This is a genomic window from Blastococcus sp. TML/C7B, from assembly GCF_016612845.1.
In the GTDB taxonomy this organism is placed as follows: domain Bacteria; phylum Actinomycetota; class Actinomycetes; order Mycobacteriales; family Geodermatophilaceae; genus Blastococcus.
In genome coordinates, this window is the sequence record NZ_JAEOAA010000001.1 from 2,642,953 (window position 1) to 2,663,385 (window position 20,433).

Sequence of the window (20,433 nt, forward strand, 5' to 3'; positions counted from 1 at the left end):
CCAGCATGCCGCACCGCCGTCCTCAGCTCTAGAGCCCTGTTCTAGTATTGCTCCGACAACGGGGGAGGGCGCATGTCCTGGTCGACCGCGTCGCGTCCGGACGGGCTCGAGCAACCGGTCGTCGGCACGTCCGGCGCGACGGACAGTCCGGAACCGGCCTTCCCGGCGGTCCCCCCGCCCGAGCCCGCGTCGTCCCACGACGACCCGGCCGTCATGCGCGAGGCCTGGCGGACGCTGTCCGTCGTCGGCCTGGCGAGCATGTTCTCCGGCCTGTCGAACAGCGCGCTCAACGTCGCGCTGCCGGCGATCGCGCGGGAGTACGACGCCTCGGCGACGGCGTCCAGCTGGATCCTGCTGTCGTTCATGCTCACCCAGACGCTGCTCATGGTGTCCTTCGGGCGGCTCGCCGACCTCTTCGGCCGGCGTTCGATGTACCTGACCGGCCTGGCCGTCTTCACCCTCGGCAACCTGCTCGCCGGGTTCGCCCCCGACGCGTGGTGGCTGGTGGCCTGCCGGGTGCTCCAGGCCGCGGGCGCGGCGATGCTGCTGACCAACAGCGCGGCTCTGGTCACCGGCGCCTTCCCGCGGCACCGCCTGGGTCAGGGCATGGGCATCTACCTGGCGTCGTTCTCCGTCGCCCAGCTCGTCGGGCCGACGCTGGGCGGGTTCCTCGCCGAGCACGTCGGCGTCCAGTGGCTGTTCTGGTCCAACGTGCCGGTCGGCATCGGCTGCCTGGTCTGGGGCGCGGTCGCGCTGCGCCCGGTGCCGCGGTCGGGCGAGCGGCTCTCGCTCGACGTCCCGGGCAACCTGCTGGCCTTCCTCGGCCTGGGCTGCGGGCTGGTCGCGCTCTCCCAGGTGACCTCGCTGGGCTGGTCGGACCCGCTGGTCGTCGGCGGGCTCGTGGCCTTCGCCGTCCTGCTGCCGACGTTCATCCTCGTCGAGCGGCGGGTGCGCGACCCGCTCATGGACACCCGGCTGTTCGAGGACCGCAGCTTCTCCTGGGGGCTGAGCGCCTCGTTCCTCAACGCGATCGGCAACTTCGGCGTCGTCCTGCTGGTCTCGCTGTACCTGCAGGCCGTCGGCGGGGAGGACGCGCTGTCGGCCGGGTGGAAGGTGCTCCCGCTCGCGGTGTCGGCGCTGGTCTTCTCCGCGGCGTCGGGCTTCTTCCAGCGCTGGATCGAGGCGCACACCCTCACTGTGCTCGGCAACGCGGCCACCGCGGCCGGGCTCGGCGTGCTGCTCCTGTTCACCGGCGCCGAGGTGAACGACGCCGCCGTCATGGCCGCGCTCATCCTGGTGGGCGCGGGCTCCGGGCTCTTCATGCCGTCGAACACCCAGGTCCTGCTCGCCACGATGCCCAGCGAGCGGCTGGGCATCGCCAACGGCATGCGGCTGATGCTGCAGAACACCGGCGCCGTCCTGGGCACCGCGGTGATCCTGACCGTGCTGACCACGCCGTTGCCGTTCGAGCTCCGGCGCTACGTCTTCGCCGGCACGATCTCCGAGGTCTCCGCCGAGGGCCGGCTCGACCTGGTCACCGGCTACCAGTGGACGGCGATCACCATGCTGCTGATCTGCCTCGGCGCCATGGCCTGCTCGCTGGGCGCCCGGCGGGCCGGGCTGCGGGCCGGCCGCCAGGGCTGACCGGCCCGCCGCGGGATCAGCGCGGGCCGAGCGCGCGGACCATGCCCTCCTGGGCGACGGTCATGACCAGCCGGCCGGACCGGTCGAACACCCGCCCGTGCATGAGCGAGCGGCCGCCCGCGGCCCAGCTGCTCTCCTGCTCGTAGCAGTGCCAGTCGTCGACCCGGGTGGGCCGGTGGAACCAGACGGCGTGGTCGAGGCTGGCCGCGGCGACGTCGGGCGCCCCGACAGCGCGGGCGTGCGGGGCGAGGGACGTCGACAGCAGCAGCATGTCCGAGGCGTAGGCCAGCGCCGCCGCGTGCACGAGCGGCTCGTCGGGCAGTGCTCCGGGGGCGCGCAGCCAGAACCGCTGGTGCGGCGGAGCGGCCTCCCCGCGGGCGGCGGCGACGCGCGGCAGCTCGCCGTCGAAGCGCAGCTCGAAGGGGTGCCGGCGGAACAGGTCGCCGAACCACGACCGCAGCGGTTGCGGGCGCGTCGGCGGCGGCGTCCTCGACCGTGGGCAGCGACTCCGGGTCCGGCGCGTCCAGGCCGGGCACCTGGTGGGTGAAGCCGGGCTCGGGGACCTGGAAGGACGCGGTGACGTCGAGGATCGCGCGGCCGTCCTGCTCGGCGGTGACCCGCCGGGTGCCGTAGGAGCGGCCGTCGCGCACCCGGTCGACCCGCAGGTCGGTGGGGGAGGACGCCTCGCCGACGCGGAGGAAGTAGGCGTGCAGCGAGTGGACGGCGCGGTCCGGGCCGACCGTGGCACCCGCCGCGAGCAGTGCCTGGGCGACGACGGCGCCCCCGAACGACCGCTCGGGACGGCGCCGACGCGGCCCGGCGCGGAAGGTGTCCTCGCCCGTCGCTGAGACCGAGAGCACGTCCGCGAGCGAGCCGCCCGGAGCCTGCGCGTCGTCCGTCGGACCGTCTACCTGCATGAATTCTCGACCCCTTCGTGCCAGCCCTCTTGACCTGTTAAGTGAATCACTGCTATTCAATTCGTGGTGTGGGACGCATCGCAGGCGCGACGGGCGCGCAGACACGGCAGCGGCTGCTGCGTGCTGCCGCCGACGTGTTCGCCCGCCGCGGCTACGACGGCACCCGGGTGGCCGACATCGCCTCCGAGGCCGGGTTGAGCAACAGCGCGCTGTATGCGTACTTCACCTCCAAGGCCGAGCTGCTCGTGGGTGCCCTGCGCACCCACGGCCGCCGTCCGCTGGCCGACATGGTGGCGGCGAACCCCGACGGCCCGATCGTCGACGTGTTCATGCGCACCGGCGCGGGGCTGCGGGAGCGGCCCGACGCCGACCGCTACCTCGTCGTCGAGGCGCTCATCGCCGCCCGGCGCGACCCCGAGGTCGCCGCGGAGATGACGGCCTACATCCGCGAGCGCGCCGAGTGGATGACCGGCCTGGTCGAGCAGGCGCAGCTGCGCGGCGAGATCGACGCCACCGTCTCGGCGGGGGCGATCGCCCACCTGGCCACCTCGCTGGCCATCGGCAGCACGCTGCTCACCCCTGATCTGCACGACGTCGACGACGAGGACTGGTCGGCCCTGCTGACCCGGGTCGTGACGAGCATCGCCCGTACCGCAGAACAGATAGGAACCCCCGCATGAAGGTGCAGATCGACTCGAATCTGTGTCAGGGCCACGGCCGCTGCTACGACCTCGCTCCCGACCTGTTCGGTGAGGACGAGGAGGGCTACGCCACGCTCACCGCTCTCACCGCCGACGGCAACGTGCCCGCCGGCCGCGAGGGCGACATCCGTCTCGCTGCAGCCAACTGCCCCGAGTCCGCCGTTCTAGTGTTCGAGGAGGCCTGAATGACCGTCGATGACAGGTTCACCGACTCGCCGTTCCAGAAAGCTGATCCCGAGGAGCTCACCCGGTTCGAGGTGATGGACGGCCCGGTCTCCGACTGGGCCACCGACTTCTCGCACATGGACGAGAAGTACGCGGAGAACGCCCACGAGATCTGGGACGACCTGCGCGGTCGCTGCCCGGTGGCGCACACCGAGCGCTTCGGCGGGGCCTGGCTGCCCACCCGCTACGAGGACGTCCAGGCGATCGCCTACGACACCGAGCACTTCACCTCGCGGGCGATCATCGTCGGCAACTACCGGCCTCCGCTGGACCTGGCGCCGGTCGGCGGGGTCCCCCCGATCTCGTCCGACCCGCCGTTCCACCACGACGCGCGCAAGCTGCTGCTGCCGGCGTTCACCAAGGCGAACGTCGCGAAGCAGGAGATCACCACGCGCGACTTCTGCCACCAGCTGATCGACGCCTTCGAGGGTCGGGACCTGGTCGACGCCGCCACCGAGTACGCGATGCACATCCCCGTGCGCGTGATCGCGGACATGCTGGGCTTCCCGACGGAGGACACGGACAAGTTCAAGCACTTCGTCGAGAACGCCCTCGAGGGTGTCAACAAGTCGCCCGAGGAGCGCGAGGCCGGCACCGCCGAGCTGTTCGAGTACCTGCTCGCGCAGGTCCGCGACCACATCGACAACCCGCGGGACGACCTGACGACGTACCTGATCAACGCCGAGCTCTACGGGCAGAAGCTGGCGCCGAACCACGTCGTGGGCACCATGGCGCTGCTGCTGATCGCCGGCATCGACACCACGTGGAGCGCCATCGGCGCCTCGCTGTGGCACCTGGCGAAGAACCCCGAGGACCGCAAGCGCCTGGTGGCCGAGCCCGCCCTGCGCACCACCGCGGTCGAGGAGTTCCTGCGTGCCTACGCCCCCGTGACCATGGCCCGCCTGGTCAAGGAGGACGTCGAGCTCGGTGGCGTCGAGATGAAGAAGGAGGACTGGGTCCTGCTTCCCTTCCCGGCCGCCAACCGCGACCCGGAGCGCTTCGAGGACGCCGACAAGGTGATCATCGACCGCGAGGTCAACCGGCACGCCGCGTTCGGCCTGGGCATCCACCGCTGCGCCGGCTCGCACCTGGCCCGCATGGAGCTGCGCGTCGCGCTCGACGTCTGGCTGGACCGGATCCCGGAGTTCACCCTGGCCGAGGACGCGCCGATGCGCTGGTCCACCGGTCAGATCCGTGGCCCGCGGATGCTGCCGATCCGGATCGGCTGATCTCCCCCGGAGCCCCGGAGGCCGTACGCGTACGGTCGCCGGGGCTCCGGCATGTCTCCACCCGCTCGATCAGCAAGGGGTTCCATCCGTGTCCAACCAGACCGTCGTGGTCGTCGGCTCCTCGGTCGGCGGGGTGCGCACCGCGCAGGCCCTTCGCCGCGAGGGGTTCACCGGCCGCATCGTGGTCGTCGGGGAGGAGGCGGCGGCGCCCTACGACAAGCCGCCGCTGTCCAAGCAGTACCTGGCGGGGGAGTGGGAGCTCGACCGGCTCGCCCTGCTCCCGCCCGGCGCGGCCGAGGCCGCGGAGCTCGAGCTGCGGCTCGGCGTCGCCGCCGTCCGGCTGGACGTCGCGGCGCGGCAGGTGCTGCTGGCCGACGGCACCGCGCTCGACTTCGACCACGTCGTCGTCGCCACCGGCGCGACCGCCCGGCCCTCGCCCTGGCCGGCCGCGTCCGGCGTGCACGTCATCCGCACCCTGGCCGACGTCGAGGGGCTGCGCGCCGACCTGGCTGCCGGCGGCCCCGTCGTCGTCGTGGGCGGCGGGGTCATCGGCGCCGAGGCGGCCGCGACCATCGCCACCCTCGGCCACGCGGTCACCGTCGTCGACCCGCTGGCCACCCCGCTCGCGCGGCTCGTCGGTCCCGAGGTCGGCACGCCGCTGGAGGAGCTGCACCGCCGGCACGGCGTGGACACCCGCTTCGGCGTCGGCGTCGAGGGCATCGACGGCACCGCCGGCGACCTCACCGTCCGGCTGACCGACGGCTCGGAGCTGCGCGCAGCGACCGTGCTCGTCGGCATCGGCGCGGTGCCCAACGACGGCTGGCTCGCCGACTCGGGCCTGCTGGTCGACAACGGCGTCGTCTGCGACCGGTACTGCCGCGCCGTGGACTCCGACGTCGTCTGGGCCGTCGGCGACGTCGCCCGCTGGCAGGACCCGCGCTACCCGGCCGAGGTGCGCGTCGAGCACTGGACCAACGCCGTCGAGCAGGGCGCCGCGGTCGCGCACAACATCGTGCACGGCGACGACCTGCAGCCCTACAGCCCGCTCGAGTACGTGTGGAGCGACCAGTACGACTGGAAGCTGCAGATCGTCGGGCACGCCACCCGCGGCGCCCGGCACGAGGTCGTCGGCGACCTGTCGGTCGACCCGGCGAAGGGCGCCGTCCTCTACTCCGACGACGACGGCGTGCTCATCGGCGCGGTCACCGTCAACTGGCCGAAGGCGCTGGTCACCAGCCGCCGCGCGCTGACCGCCGGCGGCACCGACTTCGCGGAGTTCGTCGCCTCGCTGCGCGAGCTGCTGGCCAAGCAGCAGGCGGCCGCCCCCGCCCGCTGACCCAGCGCAGACGCACAGGAGCCCGGGGACGCCGTTGTCCCCGGGCTCCTGTTGTCCGTGTGCGGGTCAGCCGTGCAGCAGCGCCCGGAACTTCCCGCAGGTCTCCTCGACGGCCGCGAGCGCGGCGGGGGAGAGCGAGCCCATGTCGAAGAAGCCGTGGATCAGGCCGTCGTAGCGCGTCAGCTGGACCGGCACGCCGGCGGCCCGGAGCGCCTCGGCGTAGGCCTCGCCCTCGTCGCGCAGCGGGTCGAACTCCGCGGTGACGACGACGGCCGGCGGCTGCCCGGTGAGGTTGGCGTGCAGCGGGGCCAGCCGGCGATCCTTGGTGTCCTCCCAGGCGCCGGCGTAGTGGCCGTAGAACCAGTCCATGGTCGGCTGCTCGAGGAAGTAGCCCTTCGCGTTCTCCACCCGCGAGGCGTACTCCCCGGCGGCGTCGACCGCCGGGTAGATGAGCAGCTGGGCGGTGACCGGCGTCCCCTCGGCGTGCAGCGTCTGGGCGACGACGGCGGCCAGGTTGCCGCCGGCGCTGTCGCCGGCGACGCCGAGCCGGTCGTCCCCGCCGAAGCGGGCCCGGTTCGCCGCGATCCAGCGGGCCGACACCTCGGCGTCGTCCGCGGCGGCGGGGAACGGGTGCTCCGGGGCCAGCCGGTAGTCCACCGAGACGACGACGGCCGCGGAGTCGCGGCAGATGTGCCGGGCCATGTTGTCGTGGGTCTCGAGGTCACCGATGACCCAGCCGCCGCCGTGGAAGAAGATCACCGTCGGGAACGGCCCGTCGCCCTCGGGGCGGTAGACCCGTGCCCGCAGGTCGCCCTCGGCGCCGGGGACGGTGATGTCCTCGGTGCTCGCCACGGGCACGATCTGCTCGGGGCCGCGCAGGCCGGTCGTCATGGCCAGGTACTGCGCGCGGCCGGCCTCCGGCGGGCCCTCGTACATCGGGGGCAGGTCCGAGGACTGGGCCATGGCGAGCAGTGCGGCGATGTGCTGGTCGACCGGCACGGGGTCTCCTGTCAGCGAGAGGGGGTGGGGGCGAGCGGGGTCAGGAGTAGACGAGGCCGTCGTCGAGGTCGGCGGTCGGCAGCAGCGTCCGCTCCTCGGCGTACTCCTTGTGGTGCGTCCACGGCTCCCGGTCGCCGCGCTTGTACATCCGGTGCTGGGAGCGCATGACGTAGCCGGGGTTGAAGTTCTCCGGGTCCGACCAGTCCAGCAGCGGCATGTCGGCGTCCTCCGGCCGCAGCTGCGGGACGACGACCGGGGTGCCCTGGTCGTCCATCTTGGCCAGCAGCCGGCACACGAACTGGCTGACCAGGTCGGCGCGCAGGGTCCAGCTGGCCCGGAAGTACCCGAACACGTAGGCCATGTTCGGCACACCGGTGATCATCAGCCCGCGGTAGGTGACCTGCTGGGTGAAGTCGACCGGCGCGCCGTCGACGGTGAAGGCGACGTTGCCGAACACCGACAGGTCGAAGCCGGTGGCGGTGACGACGATGTCGGCCTCGAGCTCCTCGCCCGAGGCGAGCCGGATGCCGGTCGGGGTGAACCGCTCGATGGTGTCGGTGACGACCGAGGCGTTGCCCTCGCGCAGGGCGGTGAACAGGTCGCCCTCGGGGACGGCGGCCAGGCGCTGCTGCCACGGCCGGTAGGTCGGGTTGAAGTGCTTGTCGATGTCGAAGCCCTCGGGGAGCAGCGGGCGCATCGAGTCGATGAGGAACGCCCGCAGCGCGTCGGGCTGCTCCTTGGACATGCGGTGGATCTCCTCGCCCTGCACGAACGAGGCGCGCCGCATGATCTCGTGCGTCCACTCGTCCGGGATCTCCAGCGCGCGCAGCGTCGCGGCGAGCTCGGCGACCTTGGGGCGGGAGATGAAGAACGTGGGCGAGCGCTGCAGCATCGTCACGTGCTTGGCGTCCGCGGCGATCGCGGGCACGAGGGTGGCGGCGGTGGCGCCGGAGCCGATGACGACGACGCGCTTGCCGGAGTAGTCGAGGTCCTCGGGCCAGTGCTGCGGGTGCACGACCTGGCCGCGGAACTCGTCCATGCCCTCCCAGCGCGGCTGGAACGGCTTGTCGTGGTCGTAGTAGCCCTGGCACATCCAGAGGAAGCCGGTGGTGAAGCGCAGCTGCTCGCCGGTGTCCTCGCGGGTCACCTCGACGGTGTACTGCTTCTCCTCCGACGACCAGCTCGCCGCGGTGACCCGGTGCCGGTAGCGGATCTTCCCGGCCAGGTCGTTCTCCTCGATGACCTCGTCGAGGTAGGTGAGGATCTCGTCGGCGGTGGCGATCGAGGGCCCGCGCCACGGCTTGAAGCCGTAGCCGAAGGTGAACAGGTCGCTGTCCGAGCGGGCGCCGGGGTAGCGGTGCGTCCGCCACGTGCCGCCGCGGGTGTCGAGCGCGTCCAGGATCAGGAAGCTGCGGTCGGGCTGCTCCTGCTGGAGGTGGTAGGCGGCGCCGATGCCGGAGATGCCGGCCCCGACGATCAGGACGTCCACGTGCTGGACGTCGGTGCTGCTGGTGCGGCCGGCGGGGGCCTGCATCGTGGTCATCGGGTGCTCCTCGCAGGCGCGTGACGTACGTCGCAGAACCTACCGACGACCAGGTCGAATTGCTAGAACGTCGCTCTGGTTTGTGCGGCCGTCGCGGGCACCCATCCGATCCGTGGACGCCCCGGCGGTCCGGTCGTACGGTGCGGGCATGCACGAGCCCGCGCACCCCGTGCGCTTCGTGACCGCGGCCAGCCTCTTCGACGGGCACGACGCGTCGATCAACATCATGCGGCGGATGCTGCAGGCGCAGGGGGCCGAGGTCGTGCACCTCGGCCACGACCGCAGCGTCGACGCCGTCGTCCGAGCGGCCGTCGAGGAGGACGTCCAGGGCGTCGCGATCTCGTCCTACCAGGGCGGTCACGTCGAGTACTTCGGCTACCTCGTCGACCGGCTGGCCGAGGCCGGCGCCGGGCACGTGCAGGTCTTCGGCGGCGGCGGCGGCGTCATCGTCCCGGAGGAGATCGCCGCGCTGCGCGAGCGGGGCGTCACGATCTTCGCGCCCGAGGACGGCCAGCGGCTCGGGCTGCCGGGCATGATCAACGAGCTGGTCCGCGCCTGCGACGTCGACCTCGCCGCCGAGGGCCCGGACGTCGACGCCGTGCTGGCCGGCGACCCGGCCGCGCTGGCGCGGGCCGTCACCGTCCTGCAGAGCGGCCGCTCGCCGGAGCTCGCCGAGCGGCTCCGGGCGGCGGCCGGCCGGCGCCGGGTGCCCGTCCTCGGCATCACCGGGACCGGCGGGTCGGGGAAGTCCTCGCTCACCGACGAGCTGCTGCGCCGGCTGCGGCTGGATCAGGAGGACAAGCTCCGCGTCGCCGTCCTCGCCATCGACCCCACCCGGCGGCGCGGCGGCGGGGCGCTGCTCGGCGACCGGATCCGGATGAACGCTCTCGAGTCCGGCGACGGGCACCGCACCTTCTTCCGCTCGATGGCCACCCGCAGCGCCGGCGCGCAGGTGCCCGAGCACCTCGACGACGTCCTCGCCGCGGTGCGGGCGGCCGGCTACGACCTGGTGGTCGTGGAGACCCCGGGCATCGGCCAGGGCGACGCCGCGATCGTGCCTTTCAGCGACGTCTCGCTGTACGTGATGACGCCGGAGTTCGGCGCCGCCTCGCAGCTGGAGAAGATCGACATGCTCGACTTCGCCGACGTCGTGGCGATCAACAAGTTCGAGCGGCGCGGCGCCGAGGACGCCCGCCGGGACGTCGCCCGCCAGCTGGTGCGCAACCGCGAGGCGTTCGGGGTGCCCTGGGAGCAGATGCCGGTCTACGGCACGAGCGCCGCGCGGTTCAACGACGACGGCGTGACCGCCCTGTACCAGCACCTGCTGGGCCTGCTCGCCGAGGCGGGTCTGGCCGCCGGCCCCGGCGCGCTGCCCCGGGTCGACGTCATGGCCTCGACCGGGCTGACCAGCGTCGTCCCGGCGCAGCGGGCGCGGTACCTGGCCGAGATCAGCGAGGCCGTGCGCGGCTACCACGCGGCGACGGCCGCGCAGGCCGACGTCGCCCGCCGCCGTCAGCACCTGACCACGGCCGCCGAGGTCCTCGAGGGGGCCGCCGCCGACGCCGCCCGTGCCGCGGCCGAGGCGGCCGCCGCCGAGCTGCTGCCCGACGTCCGGGCACTGCTCGAGGGCTGGCCGGCCACGGTCGAGGCGTACTCGGGGGAGGAGTACGGCTACTCCGTCCGCGGCACCGAGCACCGCACCCCGCTGACCCGCACCACCCTCTCGGGCACCGCCGTCCGCCGGGTGTCCCTGCCGCGCACGCAGGACGACGCCGAGCTGCTGCGCTTCCTGCGGGCGGAGAACCTGCCGGGCGCGTTCCCGTTCACCGCCGGCGTCTTCCCGTTCAAGCGCTCCGGCGAGGCGCCGGCCCGGATGTTCGCCGGCGAGGGCGACCCGTTGCGCACCAACCGGCGGTTCCGGCTCCTGTCGGCGGGCAACGAGGCGACCCGGCTCTCCACGGCGTTCGACTCGGTGACGCTCTACGGCCGCGACCCCGATCCGCGGCCGGACATCTACGGCAAGGTCGGCACCTCCGGGGTCTCCATCGCCACGCTCGAGGACATGCGGGTCCTCTACGACGGCTTCGACCTGTGCTCGCCCACCACCTCGGTGTCGATGACCATCAACGGTCCGGCGCCGACGATCCTGGCGATGTTCCTCAACACCGCGATCGACCAGCGGCTGGCCGCCTTCCGCGCCGAGGAGGGCCGCGAGCCCGACGCGGCGGAGGCCGAGGAGCTGCGCGCCTGGGTGCTGGCGAACGTCCGCGGCACCGTGCAGGCCGACATCCTCAAGGAGGACCAGGGGCAGAACACCTGCATCTTCTCCACCGAGTTCGCGCTGCGCGCCATGGGCGACATCCAGCAGTGGTTCATCGACCACGGCGTCCGGAACTTCTACTCGGTGTCGATCTCCGGCTACCACATCGCCGAGGCCGGGGCGAACCCCATCAGCCAGCTCGCGTTCACCCTCGCCAACGGCTTCACCTACGTGGAGAGCTACCTGGCCCGCGGGATGTCGATCGACGACTTCGCGCCCAACCTGTCGTTCTTCTTCTCCAACGGCATGGACGCCGAGTACTCGGTGATCGGCCGGGTGGCCCGCCGCATCTGGGCGGTCGCGATGCGCGAGCGGTACGGGGCGAACGCGCGGTCCCAGCAGCTGAAGTACCACGTGCAGACGTCGGGCCGGTCGCTGCACGCGCAGGAGATGGACTTCAACGACATCCGGACGACGCTGCAGGCGCTCTGCGCGATCTACGACAACGCCAACAGCCTGCACACCAACGCCTTCGACGAGGCGGTGACGACGCCGTCGGAGCAGTCGGTGCGCCGGGCGCTGGCGATCCAGATGATCATCGACCGCGAGTGGGGGCTGGCCGGCAACGAGAACCCGCTGCAGGGCTCGTTCGTGATCGAGGAGCTCACCGAGCTGGTCGAGGAGGCCGTGCTCGCCGAGTTCGACCGGATCGCCGAGCGCGGCGGCGTGCTGGGGGCCATGGAGACCGGCTACCAGCGCGGCCGCATCCAGGACGAGTCGATGCTCTACGAGCACCGCAAGCACGACGGCAGCCTGCCCATCGTCGGCGTCAACACCTTCCTGGCGCCCGACCGCGGTGACGCGCCGCCCGCGCCGGTGGAGCTCGCCCGCGCCACCGAGGCGGAGAAGCGCTCGCAGCTGGACCGGCTGGCCACCTTCCACGCCGCGCACGCCGACGAGGCGCCGGCGGCCCTGGCCCGCCTCCAGCAGGTGGCCATGGACGGCGGGAACGTCTTCGCCGAGCTCATGGAGACCGTGCGCGTCTGCTCGCTGGGGCAGATCACCGAGGCGTTCTTCGAGGTGGGCGGCCAGTACCGCCGCAACGTGTGACCCGGCCCCCCGAGGGCAGAAATGGCCATTTCTGCCCTGTCGACGACCTCGGGACGCCGGTCGAGCTGGCGGGCCCGCCGCAGCGGATCGTCTCGCTGGTGCCGTCGCTGACCGAGGCGCTGGCGGTCACCGTGCCCGACCGGCTCGTCGGCGCCACCGACTGGTGCACGCACCCGGCCGGCCTCGACGTGGCACGGGTCCGCGGCACCAAGAACCCCGACCGGGCGGCGATCACAGCGCTCGCCCCGGACCTCGTCGTCGCCAACCGCGAGGAGAACAGGCAGCTCGACGTGCAGCGGCTGCGGGCGGCGGGCGTGCCGGTGTGGGTGACGGTCATCGAGTCGGTCGACGAGGCGCCGGCGTCGATGCGCCGGCTGTTCGGCGAGGTGCTGGACGCGGGTGAACCGGACTGGCTGCGCACCGCCGCCGCGGAGTGGGCCCGGCCGGCGCCCGGGCCGGAGCTGCGGGTCGCCGTCCCGATCTGGCGCGATCCGTGGATGGTGGTCGGCGGGCGGACGTTCGCCGCCGACCTGCTCGCCCGGCTCGGCCTGCGCACCCCCTTCGCGGACGGCGGGGAGCGCTACCCGCGGGTCGAGGTCGACGAGCTGCGCGGCGCCGACCTCGACCTCGTGCTCCTGCCGGACGAGCCCTACGTGTTCACCGCCGACGACGGACCGGAGGCCTTCCCTGGACTCCGGTCCGTCCTGGTCTCCGGGCGCGACCTCACCTGGTACGGCCCGTCCCTGGCGACGGCGCGCGAGCGGCTGCTCGCCACGGTGCGCGGCTGAGCGATCGGTCCAGCGCTGGGCGACCCGGTCCAGCGCTGGGCAACCCGGTTCAGCGCTTGGCCAGCCGGGCGCGGACGACGGCGGCCTGCTCCGGCGAGCCGATCAGCTTGCCGATCTCGGTCTGCTCGGCGGCCAGCCCCTCGGCCAGCGGCACCCGCCCGGCGAGGTCGACCAGTCGCTTGATCGCGCGGGTCGCGTTCCTGCTGTGCCCGGCGATCTCGGCGGCCAGGGCCTGCGCGGCGGCCAGCGGGTCGGCCTCCTCGCGGGTGGCCATGCCGATGCGGGCCGCCTCCGTGCCGGAGATCTTCCGCCCGGTCAGCGCCAGTTCCTTGGCGACGTCGCGGCCGACCAGCTCGGGCAGCAGCTGGGTGCCGCACATGTCGGGGCAGATGCCCCACTGGATCTCCATGAGCGAGAGCTGCGTGTCCGGGGCGACCAGCCGGATGTCGGCGCCCAGGGCGATCTGCAGGCCGCCGCCGAAGGCGACGCCGTGCACCGCGGCGATGACCGGCGCGGGCACCAGCGACCACACGTGCACGACCTGCTGGGCCAGCGCGCCTGCCGCGCCCAGCGGCTCGCGCGGCTCGGGAGCCCGCCGCTCGCCGTCGGCCTGGCCGCGGTCGGCCATCGCGGCGAAGGAGCCGAAGTCCAGGCCGGCGCAGAACGCCCGCCCGGCGCCGTGCAGGACGACCGCGCCGACGTCGTCGCGGGTCATGAGCTCGCGGCCGGTGGCCAGGATCGCCTCGAACATCGCCGGGTCCAGGGCGTTCATCTTCTCGGGCCGGTCCAGCCGGACGGTCGCCACGCCGTCGGTCACGTCGAGCGCTACGCGGGATGCATCCTCATTCGCCATGCCGGCTGTCTACGGGCGGCGGGAGGTGGCTGTCAACGAGCGGGTCGCAGACCGGCCCGCCTAGGGTGCGCGCATGGCCTCCGCTGCGCGCACCGCCGCCCGCCTGCTGCTCGGAGGCGCCATGGTCGGCGCCGGGGTGCTGCACCTGACCACCCAGCGCCAGGAGTTCCAGGCGCAGGTGCCCGGCTGGTTCCCGATCGACGAGGACCTCACCGTGCTGGGCTCCGGCGTCGCCGAGATCGCGCTCGGTGCGTCCTTCGTGGCGCTGCCGCGGAGGAAGCGGTTCGTCGGCGCGCTGCTCGCCGCGTTCTTCGTGGTGATCTTCCCGGGCAACGTCGGCCAGTACCTGGAGGGCACCGACGCGTTCGGCCTGGACACCGACACCAAGCGCCTGGTCCGGCTGTTCTTCCAGCCGGTGCTCGTGCTCCTGGCGCTGTTCGGCGGCGGCTGGTCCCGCCGCGACCTGCGTCGCCGCTGAACGGCCGCTGGTCGGCGCGGGCCGGAGTTCAGCGCCGCGGGAACAGGGCCCACACGTGCTTGCAGTGCGGCTCGGGCACCCAGCCGTAGGCGGTGGCGTAGGCGGCGATCATGAACAGCCCGTACCCGCCCAGCCCCTCGGCTCGACCGGGGTCCGGGGTGGGGGGCACGGCCCGAGCGGCGTCGGTGACGTCCACGAGCCAGTGCTCGGGGAGGGGGCACACGCGCAGCACCACCGGCTGCCGACCGTGGCGGAGCCCGTTCGACGCCAGCTCGTCGAGGGCCAGGATCATGCGCTCGACCGACTCCTCGTCCGAGCGGCCGTCCGGGAGTTCGGCCGCGAGCCGCTGCCGCACCGCCGAGCGGGCGCGGGTCACGTCGCGCAGGGTGCCGAGCTCCCACGTCCAGCAGTCGTGGGCGTGCGGCAGGGGCTCCTGGCCCCAGGCCAGCGACGCCAGCGGTGCGGCCGCGGTGACGGAGGGCTCGACGGGCTCAGCCACGGGCGGGACGGCGGGCGTCGACAGGGGTCACGGTGAGTGCGCTGCTCTCGGTCGTGGCCCGGGGGAGCGGGCGGCGTGGTTCGGATCGAGCAGGAACTCGGTGCGGCGGCCCCACGAAAGCAGCCCGCGCACCCGGCCGCACGTCGGACCGGTCGGTTCCGGTCGCTCAGTCGAGAACCGTGCCGGTCGGGACCGCCCGGACGACGCCGCGGGCCAGTTCGTCGTCACGCGGGGGACCGGACCACTCGATCATGAGCAGCGAGGCGTCGTCGGACGTGCGGCCGCCGCGCCCCTGCAGGAGGGACTGCGACAGCAGCCGCACCGTCTCCGCCGGCGGGAGCCGGTGGACGGCGTTGGCCTCGATGAACTCGCGCAGCCGTTGCTCGCCGAACTGGGCGCCGTCGTCGAGGCGCTCCTCGACCACGCCGTCGGTGAAGAAGAGCAGCCGGTCGTGCGGCTCCAGGGTGATCGAGTGGAGGTGCGGCTCGGCGTCGCCGAACCCGACGGGCCGGCTGACCCGGCCGGTCAGCTCCCGGACCACCCGACCACCGCGGATCAGCAGGCCCGGCGGGTGGCCGGCGTTGATCCAGGTCAGCCGGCCGGTACCGGTCTCGAGCCGGCCGATCAGCGCCGTGGCGAACCGCCCGGGGAAGGAGGAGCCGAGGACCGAGTCCATCTCGGCGTACATGTCCCGCAGGTCGCTGCCGTTCACCCGGCCGTGCCGGTAGGCGGCGATGAGCAGGGTGGCCATGGTGGCCGCCTCCACGCCGTGGCCCATGGCGTCGAAGACGGCCAGGTGCAGCGTGCGCTCGTCGAGGGCGTAGTCGAAGCTGTCCCCGCCGACGTCGTAGGCCGGCTCGAGGGCGCCGGCGAGCGCGAGGTCCGGCGTGGTCATGACCAGCGGCGGCAGCATCTGCCACTGCAGGTGCGCCGACAGGCTCATCGGCGAGGACATGCGGGTGCGGGCGAAGGTGTCCGTGTACCCGGACTTCGTCACCACGAGGTCGGCGGTGAGGCCGGCGATCCGCTGGGCCAGCCGGCGGTCGTTGTCGTCGACCCGGGGCAGGGTGAGGCCGAGGACGCCGACGCGGTCGGAGCCGTCCAGCATCGGGACGTACAGGCGGACCGTCCCGTCGGCCTGGCGCACCTCGCACGGGCTGTCGGTGCGGAACGCCGCCCCCGCCATGCTGCCGTCGATCGGCTCGGGGTCACCGCCGAGGCCGGCGCCTTGCAGGGGGCGGAGCACGGAGTGCTCGAAGTCCTGCAGCCAGATCGCCACGTCGCTGCCGCCCATGGCCTCGATCTCCTGCGCGACCAGCGGGCCGACCAGCCGGGGCGGCATCAGGTGGGCGCGATCGAGCAGCGAGCCCAGGATGCGCTCGCCGAGGCTCTCCGCGCGGGACCGCCCGTCCGGATCGGTGAAGCCGACCCCGGTGAGGGTTCCCTCGGCTGCGCCCCGTGTGTACGTCGAACCTGCGTCGTGCTGCGTCATCCCTCGCCCACTGCGTGTGGCCGCGATGCCGCGACGGAGTGACTCTTCCTCGGCCGACCGCGGTTTGGCAAGCACGTGGGGGCGGCGGGTCCTACCGGTCGGTAGGCGGTACCGGATCCGGCCACGGGATAGGTTCGACGCAGGACGTCGACGTCGGCAGGGGAGTGGCGCGGTGGTTTCGAGCGGCAGATCGGTGCTGGTGACCGGCGGCAACCGCGGCATCGGGCTGGCGATCGCCCGGGCCTTCGCCGAGCAGGGCGACTCCGTCGCGGTGACCCACCGCGGCAGCGGCGCTCCCGACGGGCTGTTCGGCGTGCAGTGCGACGTCACCAGCAGCGAGGACGTCGACCGCGCCTTCACCGAGGTCGAGGAGCACCAGGGCCCGGTGGAGGTGCTGGTCAGCAACGCCGGTATCACCCGCGACGGCCTGCTCATGCGGATGAAGGAGGAGGACTTCGCCGACGTCCTCGACGCCAACCTGACCGCCGCCTACCGGGTGGCCAAGCGGGCCAGCGCCAAGATGGTGCGCGCCCGCGCCGGGCGGATGATCTTCGTGTCCTCCGTCGTCGGCCTGCTCGGGTCGGCCGGGCAGACCAACTACGCGGCGTCGAAGTCGGGCCTGGTCGGCCTGGCGCGGTCGATCGCCCGCGAGCTCGGCAGCCGGGGCATCACGGCCAACGTCGTGGCGCCCGGCTTCGTGACCACGGACATGACCGCGGCGCTGCCGGAGGCCCGGCAGAAGGAGATCCTGGGGCAGGTGCCGCTGGGGCGGTACGCCTCGGCGGAGGAGGTCGCCGGCGTCGTGCGCTTCCTCGCCGGCGACGCGGCCGGCTACATCACCGGGGCGGTCGTCCCGGTCGACGGCGGACTGGGGATGGGGCACTGATGAGCGGCGGCATTCTCGAGGGCAAGAAGGTCCTCGTCACCGGCGTGCTGACCGAGGCGTCGATCGCCTTCGCGACGGCGCGCCTCGCGCAGGAGCAGGGCGCCACCGTCGTCCTGTCGAACTTCGGCCGCGCGCTGTCGCTGTGCCAGCGGATCGCGAAGCGGCTGCCCCAGGAGGCCGCCGTCGTCGAGCTCGACGTGACCGACACCGAGCACCTGGGCTCGCTCGCCGACCGGCTGCGGGAGCAGGGCTTCGACTCCCTCGACGGCGTCGTCCACTCCATCGGCTTCGCGCCGCAGGAGGCGATGGGGGAGGGCTTCCCGGAGGTCGCCTGGGAGCACGCCGCCACGGCGTTCCAGGTGTCCGCCTGGTCCTACGCCTCGCTCACCCAGGCGTGCCGGCCGCTGCTGGCCAACCCCTCGTCGGTGGTCGGGCTGACCTTCGACGCCTCCGTCGCCTGGCCGGTCTACGGCTGGATGGGCGCGGCCAAGGCGGCGCTGGAGTCGACCAGCCGGTACGTCGCCCGCGAGCTGGGCCCCGACGGCGTCCGGTCCAACATCGTGGCGGCCGGGCCGCTGCGCAGCATGGCGATGAAGTCGATCCCCGGCAGCGCGCAGTTCGAGGAGGCCTGGGAGGGCCGGGCGCCGCTGGGCTGGTCGGTCACCGACACCGAGCCCGCCGGCAAGGCCGTCGTCGCCCTGCTCTCGGACTGGTTCCCCGCCACCACCGGCGAGATCGTCCACGTCGACGGCGGGTTCCACGCCGTCGGCGTGTGACGTCCCCGACCCCTGCATCCAGCACCGCCCCGCAACCGGAAAGAACCCACGTGCCCCGCGCCATCGTCGACATCACCCCTGCCGGTCAGCGTCCCGACCAGGAGCCGTCCCTGGCCGTCCGCAACAACGGCGGCGTCGAGCCCTCCGCTGCCCCCGCTCCGGAGGGTCGCCGGGACGCGCTGCTGCTGCTCTCGTTCGGCGGGCCCGAGGGCCACGACGACGTCATGCCGTTCCTCGAGAACGTCACCCGCGGCCGCGGCATCCCCCGCGAGCGGCTCGAGGAGGTGGCCGAGCACTACCACCACTTCGGCGGCGTGAGCCCGATCAACGACCAGAACAAGGCGCTGATCGGCGCGCTGCAGGGTGCGCTCCGCTCCGCCGGCGTCACGCTGCCGGTGTACTGGGGCAACCGGAACTGGGCGCCCTACGTCGAGGACGTCTGGCAGCAGATGGCCGACGACGGCATCCAGCACGCCTACGTCCTGGCGACGTCGGCCTACGCGTCGTTCTCCGGCTGCCGGCAGTACCACGAGGACATCGCCCGGGCCCGCGCCGCGATGACCGGCGACGCCTCGGCGCCCGGCGGCCCGACGGCGGAGAAGCTGCCGCACTACTTCGACGCCGAGGGCTTCCTGCGGGCCAACGCCGACGCGCTGGCCGCGGCGCTGGCCGAGCTGCCCGAGGAGCTCCGCGAGGGCGCCCGGCTGGTCGCCACCGCGCACAGCATCCCCGACTCGATGGCCGCCGTCGCCGGCCCGCAGGGGCACGCCTACGAGGCCGAGCTGGAGGCCGCCGCCCGGCAGGTCGTGGACCTGGTCGCTCCCGGCCGGGCGTTCGACCTGGTCTGGCAGAGCCGCAGCGGCCCGCCCTCGGTGCCGTGGCTCGAGCCGGACGTCAACGACCACCTGAAGGCGCTGGCCGCCGCGGGCGAGCAGGCTGTCGTGCTCTTCCCGGTCGGGTTCGTCAGCGACCACCTCGAGGTGATCTGGGACCTCGACAACGAGGCGAAGGAGACCGCCGAGGAGCTGGGGCTGGCGTTCGCCCGCGCCGCGACGGCGGGCACCCACCCGGCGTTCGTCGACGCGCTGGTGCAGCTGCTCGCCGAGCGCCGCGCCGGGGGAGAGCCCCGCCTGGGCACCAACTGCCCCGCGAACTGCTGTTTCGTGCCGCCGAGGCCGCGCCCCACCAGCTGACCGATCGCGAGGGGGTCGGCGTCAGTCGGTGCCGGACTCCATCGCCGCGCGGTCGAGCGCCTCGTCGAGCTCGGATACCCGGCCGCGGGAGGCGATCGTCTCCGCGCCGCCCTGGACGGAGGCGTCGATGAGGCCGGTCGAGGCCGCCTGCGCGGCGCCGATCGCCGCCTGCACCGAGCCGCCGACCATGCCGATCCGGGCGTACTGCTCGAGCCGCGCGCGGGAGTCGGCGATGTCGAGGTTGCGCATCGTCAGCTGGCCGATCCGGTCGACCGGGCCGAAGGCGGAGTCCGACGTGCGCTCCATCGACAGCTTGTCCGGGTGGTAGCTGAACGACGGGCCGCTGGTGTCGACGATCGAGTAGTCCTCGCCGCGGCGCAGCCGGATGGTCACCTCGCCGGTGACGGCCATGCCCACCCAGCGCTGCAGCGACTCCCTGAGCATGAGCGCCTGGGGGTCCAGCCAGCGGCCCTCGTACATGAGCCGGCCCAGGCGGCGGCCCTCTGAGTGGTAGGTCGCCAGGGTGTCCTCGTTGTGGATGGCGTTGACCAGCCGCTCGTAGGCGATGTGGAGCAGCGCCATGCCGGGCGCCTCGTAGATGCCCCGGCTCTTGGCCTCGATGATCCGGTTCTCGATCTGGTCGGACATGCCCAGGCCGTGCCGGCCGCCGATGGCGTTGGCCGCCATCACCAGGTCGACGGCGGAGGCGAACTCCTGGCCGTCGATGGTCACGGGGCGGCCCTGCTCGAAGCCGATGGTCACCGTCTCCGGGGCGATCTCCACCGACTCGTCCCAGAACCGGACGCCCATGATCGGCTCGACGGTCTCCAGGCCGGTGTCCAGGTGCTCGAGGGTCTTCGCCTCGTGCGTGGCACCCCAGATGTTGGCGTCGGTCGAGTACGCCTTCTCCGTGCTGTCGCGGTAGGGCAGGTCGTGGGCGACCAGCCACTCCGACATCTCCTTGCGCCCGCCGAGCTCGGTGACGAAGTCGGCGTCGAGCCACGGCTTGTAGATCCGCAGCCCTGGGTTGGCCAGCAGGCCGTAGCGGTAGAACCGCTCGATGTCGTTGCCCTTGTAGGTCGAGCCGTCGCCCCAGATCTGGACGTCGTCCTCGAGCATCGCGCGGACCAGCAGCGTGCCGGTGACGGCGCGGCCCAGCGGCGTGGTGTTGAAGTAGTTGCGCCCGCCGGAGCGGATGTGGAAGGCGCCGCAGGTCAGCGCGGCCAGGCCCTCCTCGACCAGCGCGGCGCGGCAGTCGACCAGGCGGGCGATCTCGGCGCCGTAGGCCGCGGCGCGGTCGGGCACCGACTCGATGTCCGGCTCGTCGTACTGGCCGATGTCGGCCGTGTAGGTGCAGGGCACCGCGCCCTTGTCGCGCATCCACGCGACCGCCACCGACGTGTCGAGACCACCGGAGAACGCGATGCCGACGCGTTCGCCGACCGGGAGAGAGGTGAGGACCTTGGACACGGGCACAAGTATGCACAGGGCTGCATGATCATGC

General features: G+C 73.1%; 18 protein-coding genes and 1 pseudogene. 11 read left to right on the forward strand and 8 right to left on the reverse strand.

Annotated elements, in window-relative coordinates:
• Positions 1-72 precede the first annotated feature (72 nt).
• A complete protein-coding gene (locus tag JKP76_RS12785; protein WP_200491147.1) occupies positions 73-1,644 on the forward strand; it encodes an MFS transporter in 1,572 nt (523 codons plus the stop codon).
• A gap of 16 nt (positions 1,645-1,660) precedes the next feature.
• Here JKP76_RS12785 and JKP76_RS22500 read toward each other — a convergent pair whose 3' ends face one another.
• Together JKP76_RS22500 and JKP76_RS24065 are read right to left on the reverse strand one after the other, a co-directional pair.
• Positions 1,661-2,104, reverse strand: a complete 444-nt coding sequence (locus JKP76_RS22500; protein ID WP_375335653.1) for a hypothetical protein — start codon at positions 2,102-2,104, stop codon at positions 1,661-1,663.
• 163 nt (positions 2,105-2,267) lie between these two features.
• Positions 2,268-2,561 (reverse strand): annotated as a pseudogene (locus JKP76_RS24065) (acyl-CoA thioesterase domain-containing protein); the annotation flags it as partial.
• Between the two features lie 68 nt (positions 2,562-2,629).
• On the opposite strand from JKP76_RS24065, the gene JKP76_RS12795 reads away from it, so the two are divergent.
• The 4 genes from JKP76_RS12795 (at position 2,630) to JKP76_RS21065 (ending at position 6,052) form a co-directional block, all read left to right on the forward strand.
• Positions 2,630-3,241, forward strand: coding sequence for a TetR/AcrR family transcriptional regulator (locus JKP76_RS12795; RefSeq protein ID WP_309229757.1), 612 nt, complete (start codon positions 2,630-2,632; stop codon positions 3,239-3,241).
• Positions 3,238-3,447, forward strand: a complete 210-nt coding sequence (locus JKP76_RS12800) for a ferredoxin (protein WP_200491149.1) — start codon at positions 3,238-3,240, stop codon at positions 3,445-3,447. The genes JKP76_RS12795 and JKP76_RS12800 overlap by 4 nt, the downstream gene beginning before the upstream one ends.
• Entirely contained in the window at positions 3,448-4,716 is a 1,269-nt protein-coding gene (locus JKP76_RS12805; protein WP_200491150.1) for a cytochrome P450, read from the forward strand.
• An 88-nt stretch (positions 4,717-4,804) separates the two neighbouring features.
• Entirely contained in the window at positions 4,805-6,052 is a 1,248-nt protein-coding gene (locus JKP76_RS21065; protein WP_309229756.1) for an FAD-dependent oxidoreductase, read from the forward strand.
• Positions 6,053-6,118: 66 nt separating this feature from the next.
• On the opposite strand, the gene JKP76_RS12815 is transcribed toward JKP76_RS21065, so the two are convergent.
• Both JKP76_RS12815 and JKP76_RS12820 read right to left on the reverse strand, forming a co-directional pair.
• Entirely contained in the window at positions 6,119-7,051 is a 933-nt protein-coding gene (locus JKP76_RS12815; RefSeq protein WP_200491151.1) for an alpha/beta hydrolase, read from the reverse strand.
• A 40-nt stretch (positions 7,052-7,091) separates the two neighbouring features.
• A complete protein-coding gene (locus JKP76_RS12820; RefSeq protein ID WP_200491152.1) occupies positions 7,092-8,594 on the reverse strand; it encodes an NAD(P)/FAD-dependent oxidoreductase in 1,503 nt (500 codons plus the stop codon).
• 148 nt (positions 8,595-8,742) lie between these two features.
• Here JKP76_RS12820 and icmF point away from each other — a divergent pair, with 148 nt between their 5' ends.
• Entirely contained in the window at positions 8,743-11,964 is a 3,222-nt protein-coding gene (gene icmF / locus JKP76_RS12825) for a fused isobutyryl-CoA mutase/GTPase IcmF (RefSeq protein ID WP_200491153.1), read from the forward strand.
• Positions 11,961-12,752 carry a helical backbone metal receptor gene (locus tag JKP76_RS12830; protein WP_200491154.1) on the forward strand — a complete coding sequence of 264 codons (792 nt, stop codon included), beginning with the start codon at positions 11,961-11,963 and terminating at the stop codon, positions 12,750-12,752. The genes icmF and JKP76_RS12830 overlap by 4 nt, the downstream gene beginning before the upstream one ends.
• 49 nt (positions 12,753-12,801) lie before the next feature.
• Here the strand turns inward: JKP76_RS12830 and JKP76_RS12835 are convergent, their stop codons facing one another.
• Positions 12,802-13,605 carry a crotonase/enoyl-CoA hydratase family protein gene (locus JKP76_RS12835; protein ID WP_200491155.1) on the reverse strand — a complete coding sequence of 268 codons (804 nt, stop codon included), beginning with the start codon at positions 13,603-13,605 and terminating at the stop codon, positions 12,802-12,804.
• 73 nt (positions 13,606-13,678) lie between these two features.
• Between JKP76_RS12835 and JKP76_RS12840 the strand changes: the two genes are divergently transcribed.
• Positions 13,679-14,083 (forward strand): hypothetical protein, encoded by a 405-nt coding sequence (locus JKP76_RS12840; protein WP_200491156.1) that lies wholly within the window; start codon positions 13,679-13,681, stop codon positions 14,081-14,083.
• A gap of 28 nt (positions 14,084-14,111) precedes the next feature.
• On the opposite strand, the gene JKP76_RS12845 is transcribed toward JKP76_RS12840, so the two are convergent.
• Both JKP76_RS12845 and JKP76_RS12850 read right to left on the reverse strand, forming a co-directional pair.
• Positions 14,112-14,582, reverse strand: a complete 471-nt coding sequence (locus JKP76_RS12845; protein WP_200491157.1) for an ATP-binding protein — start codon at positions 14,580-14,582, stop codon at positions 14,112-14,114.
• A gap of 166 nt (positions 14,583-14,748) precedes the next feature.
• On the reverse strand, positions 14,749-16,074 hold the full coding sequence (locus JKP76_RS12850) for a PP2C family protein-serine/threonine phosphatase (RefSeq protein WP_200491158.1): 1,326 nt from the start codon (positions 16,072-16,074) through the stop codon (positions 14,749-14,751).
• A 172-nt stretch (positions 16,075-16,246) separates the two neighbouring features.
• Between JKP76_RS12850 and fabG the strand changes: the two genes are divergently transcribed.
• Genes fabG through JKP76_RS12865 form a run of 3 tightly spaced genes read left to right on the forward strand, consistent with a single transcriptional unit; the run spans position 16,247 to position 18,929 of the window.
• A complete protein-coding gene (gene fabG, locus JKP76_RS12855) occupies positions 16,247-16,960 on the forward strand; it encodes a beta-ketoacyl-ACP reductase (RefSeq protein WP_200491159.1) in 714 nt (237 codons plus the stop codon).
• Positions 16,960-17,736 (forward strand): enoyl-ACP reductase FabI, encoded by a 777-nt coding sequence (fabI, locus tag JKP76_RS12860; RefSeq protein WP_200491160.1) that lies wholly within the window; start codon positions 16,960-16,962, stop codon positions 17,734-17,736. Before fabG ends, fabI begins: the two co-directional genes overlap by 1 nt.
• 50 nt (positions 17,737-17,786) lie before the next feature.
• Positions 17,787-18,929, forward strand: coding sequence for a ferrochelatase (locus JKP76_RS12865; protein ID WP_200491161.1), 1,143 nt, complete (start codon positions 17,787-17,789; stop codon positions 18,927-18,929).
• A gap of 21 nt (positions 18,930-18,950) precedes the next feature.
• Here the strand turns inward: JKP76_RS12865 and argG are convergent, their stop codons facing one another.
• Complete coding sequence (gene argG, locus JKP76_RS12870) at positions 18,951-20,399, reverse strand: argininosuccinate synthase (RefSeq protein ID WP_200491162.1); 1,449 nt, start codon at positions 20,397-20,399, stop codon at positions 18,951-18,953.
• Between the last annotated feature and the right edge of the window lie 34 nt (positions 20,400-20,433).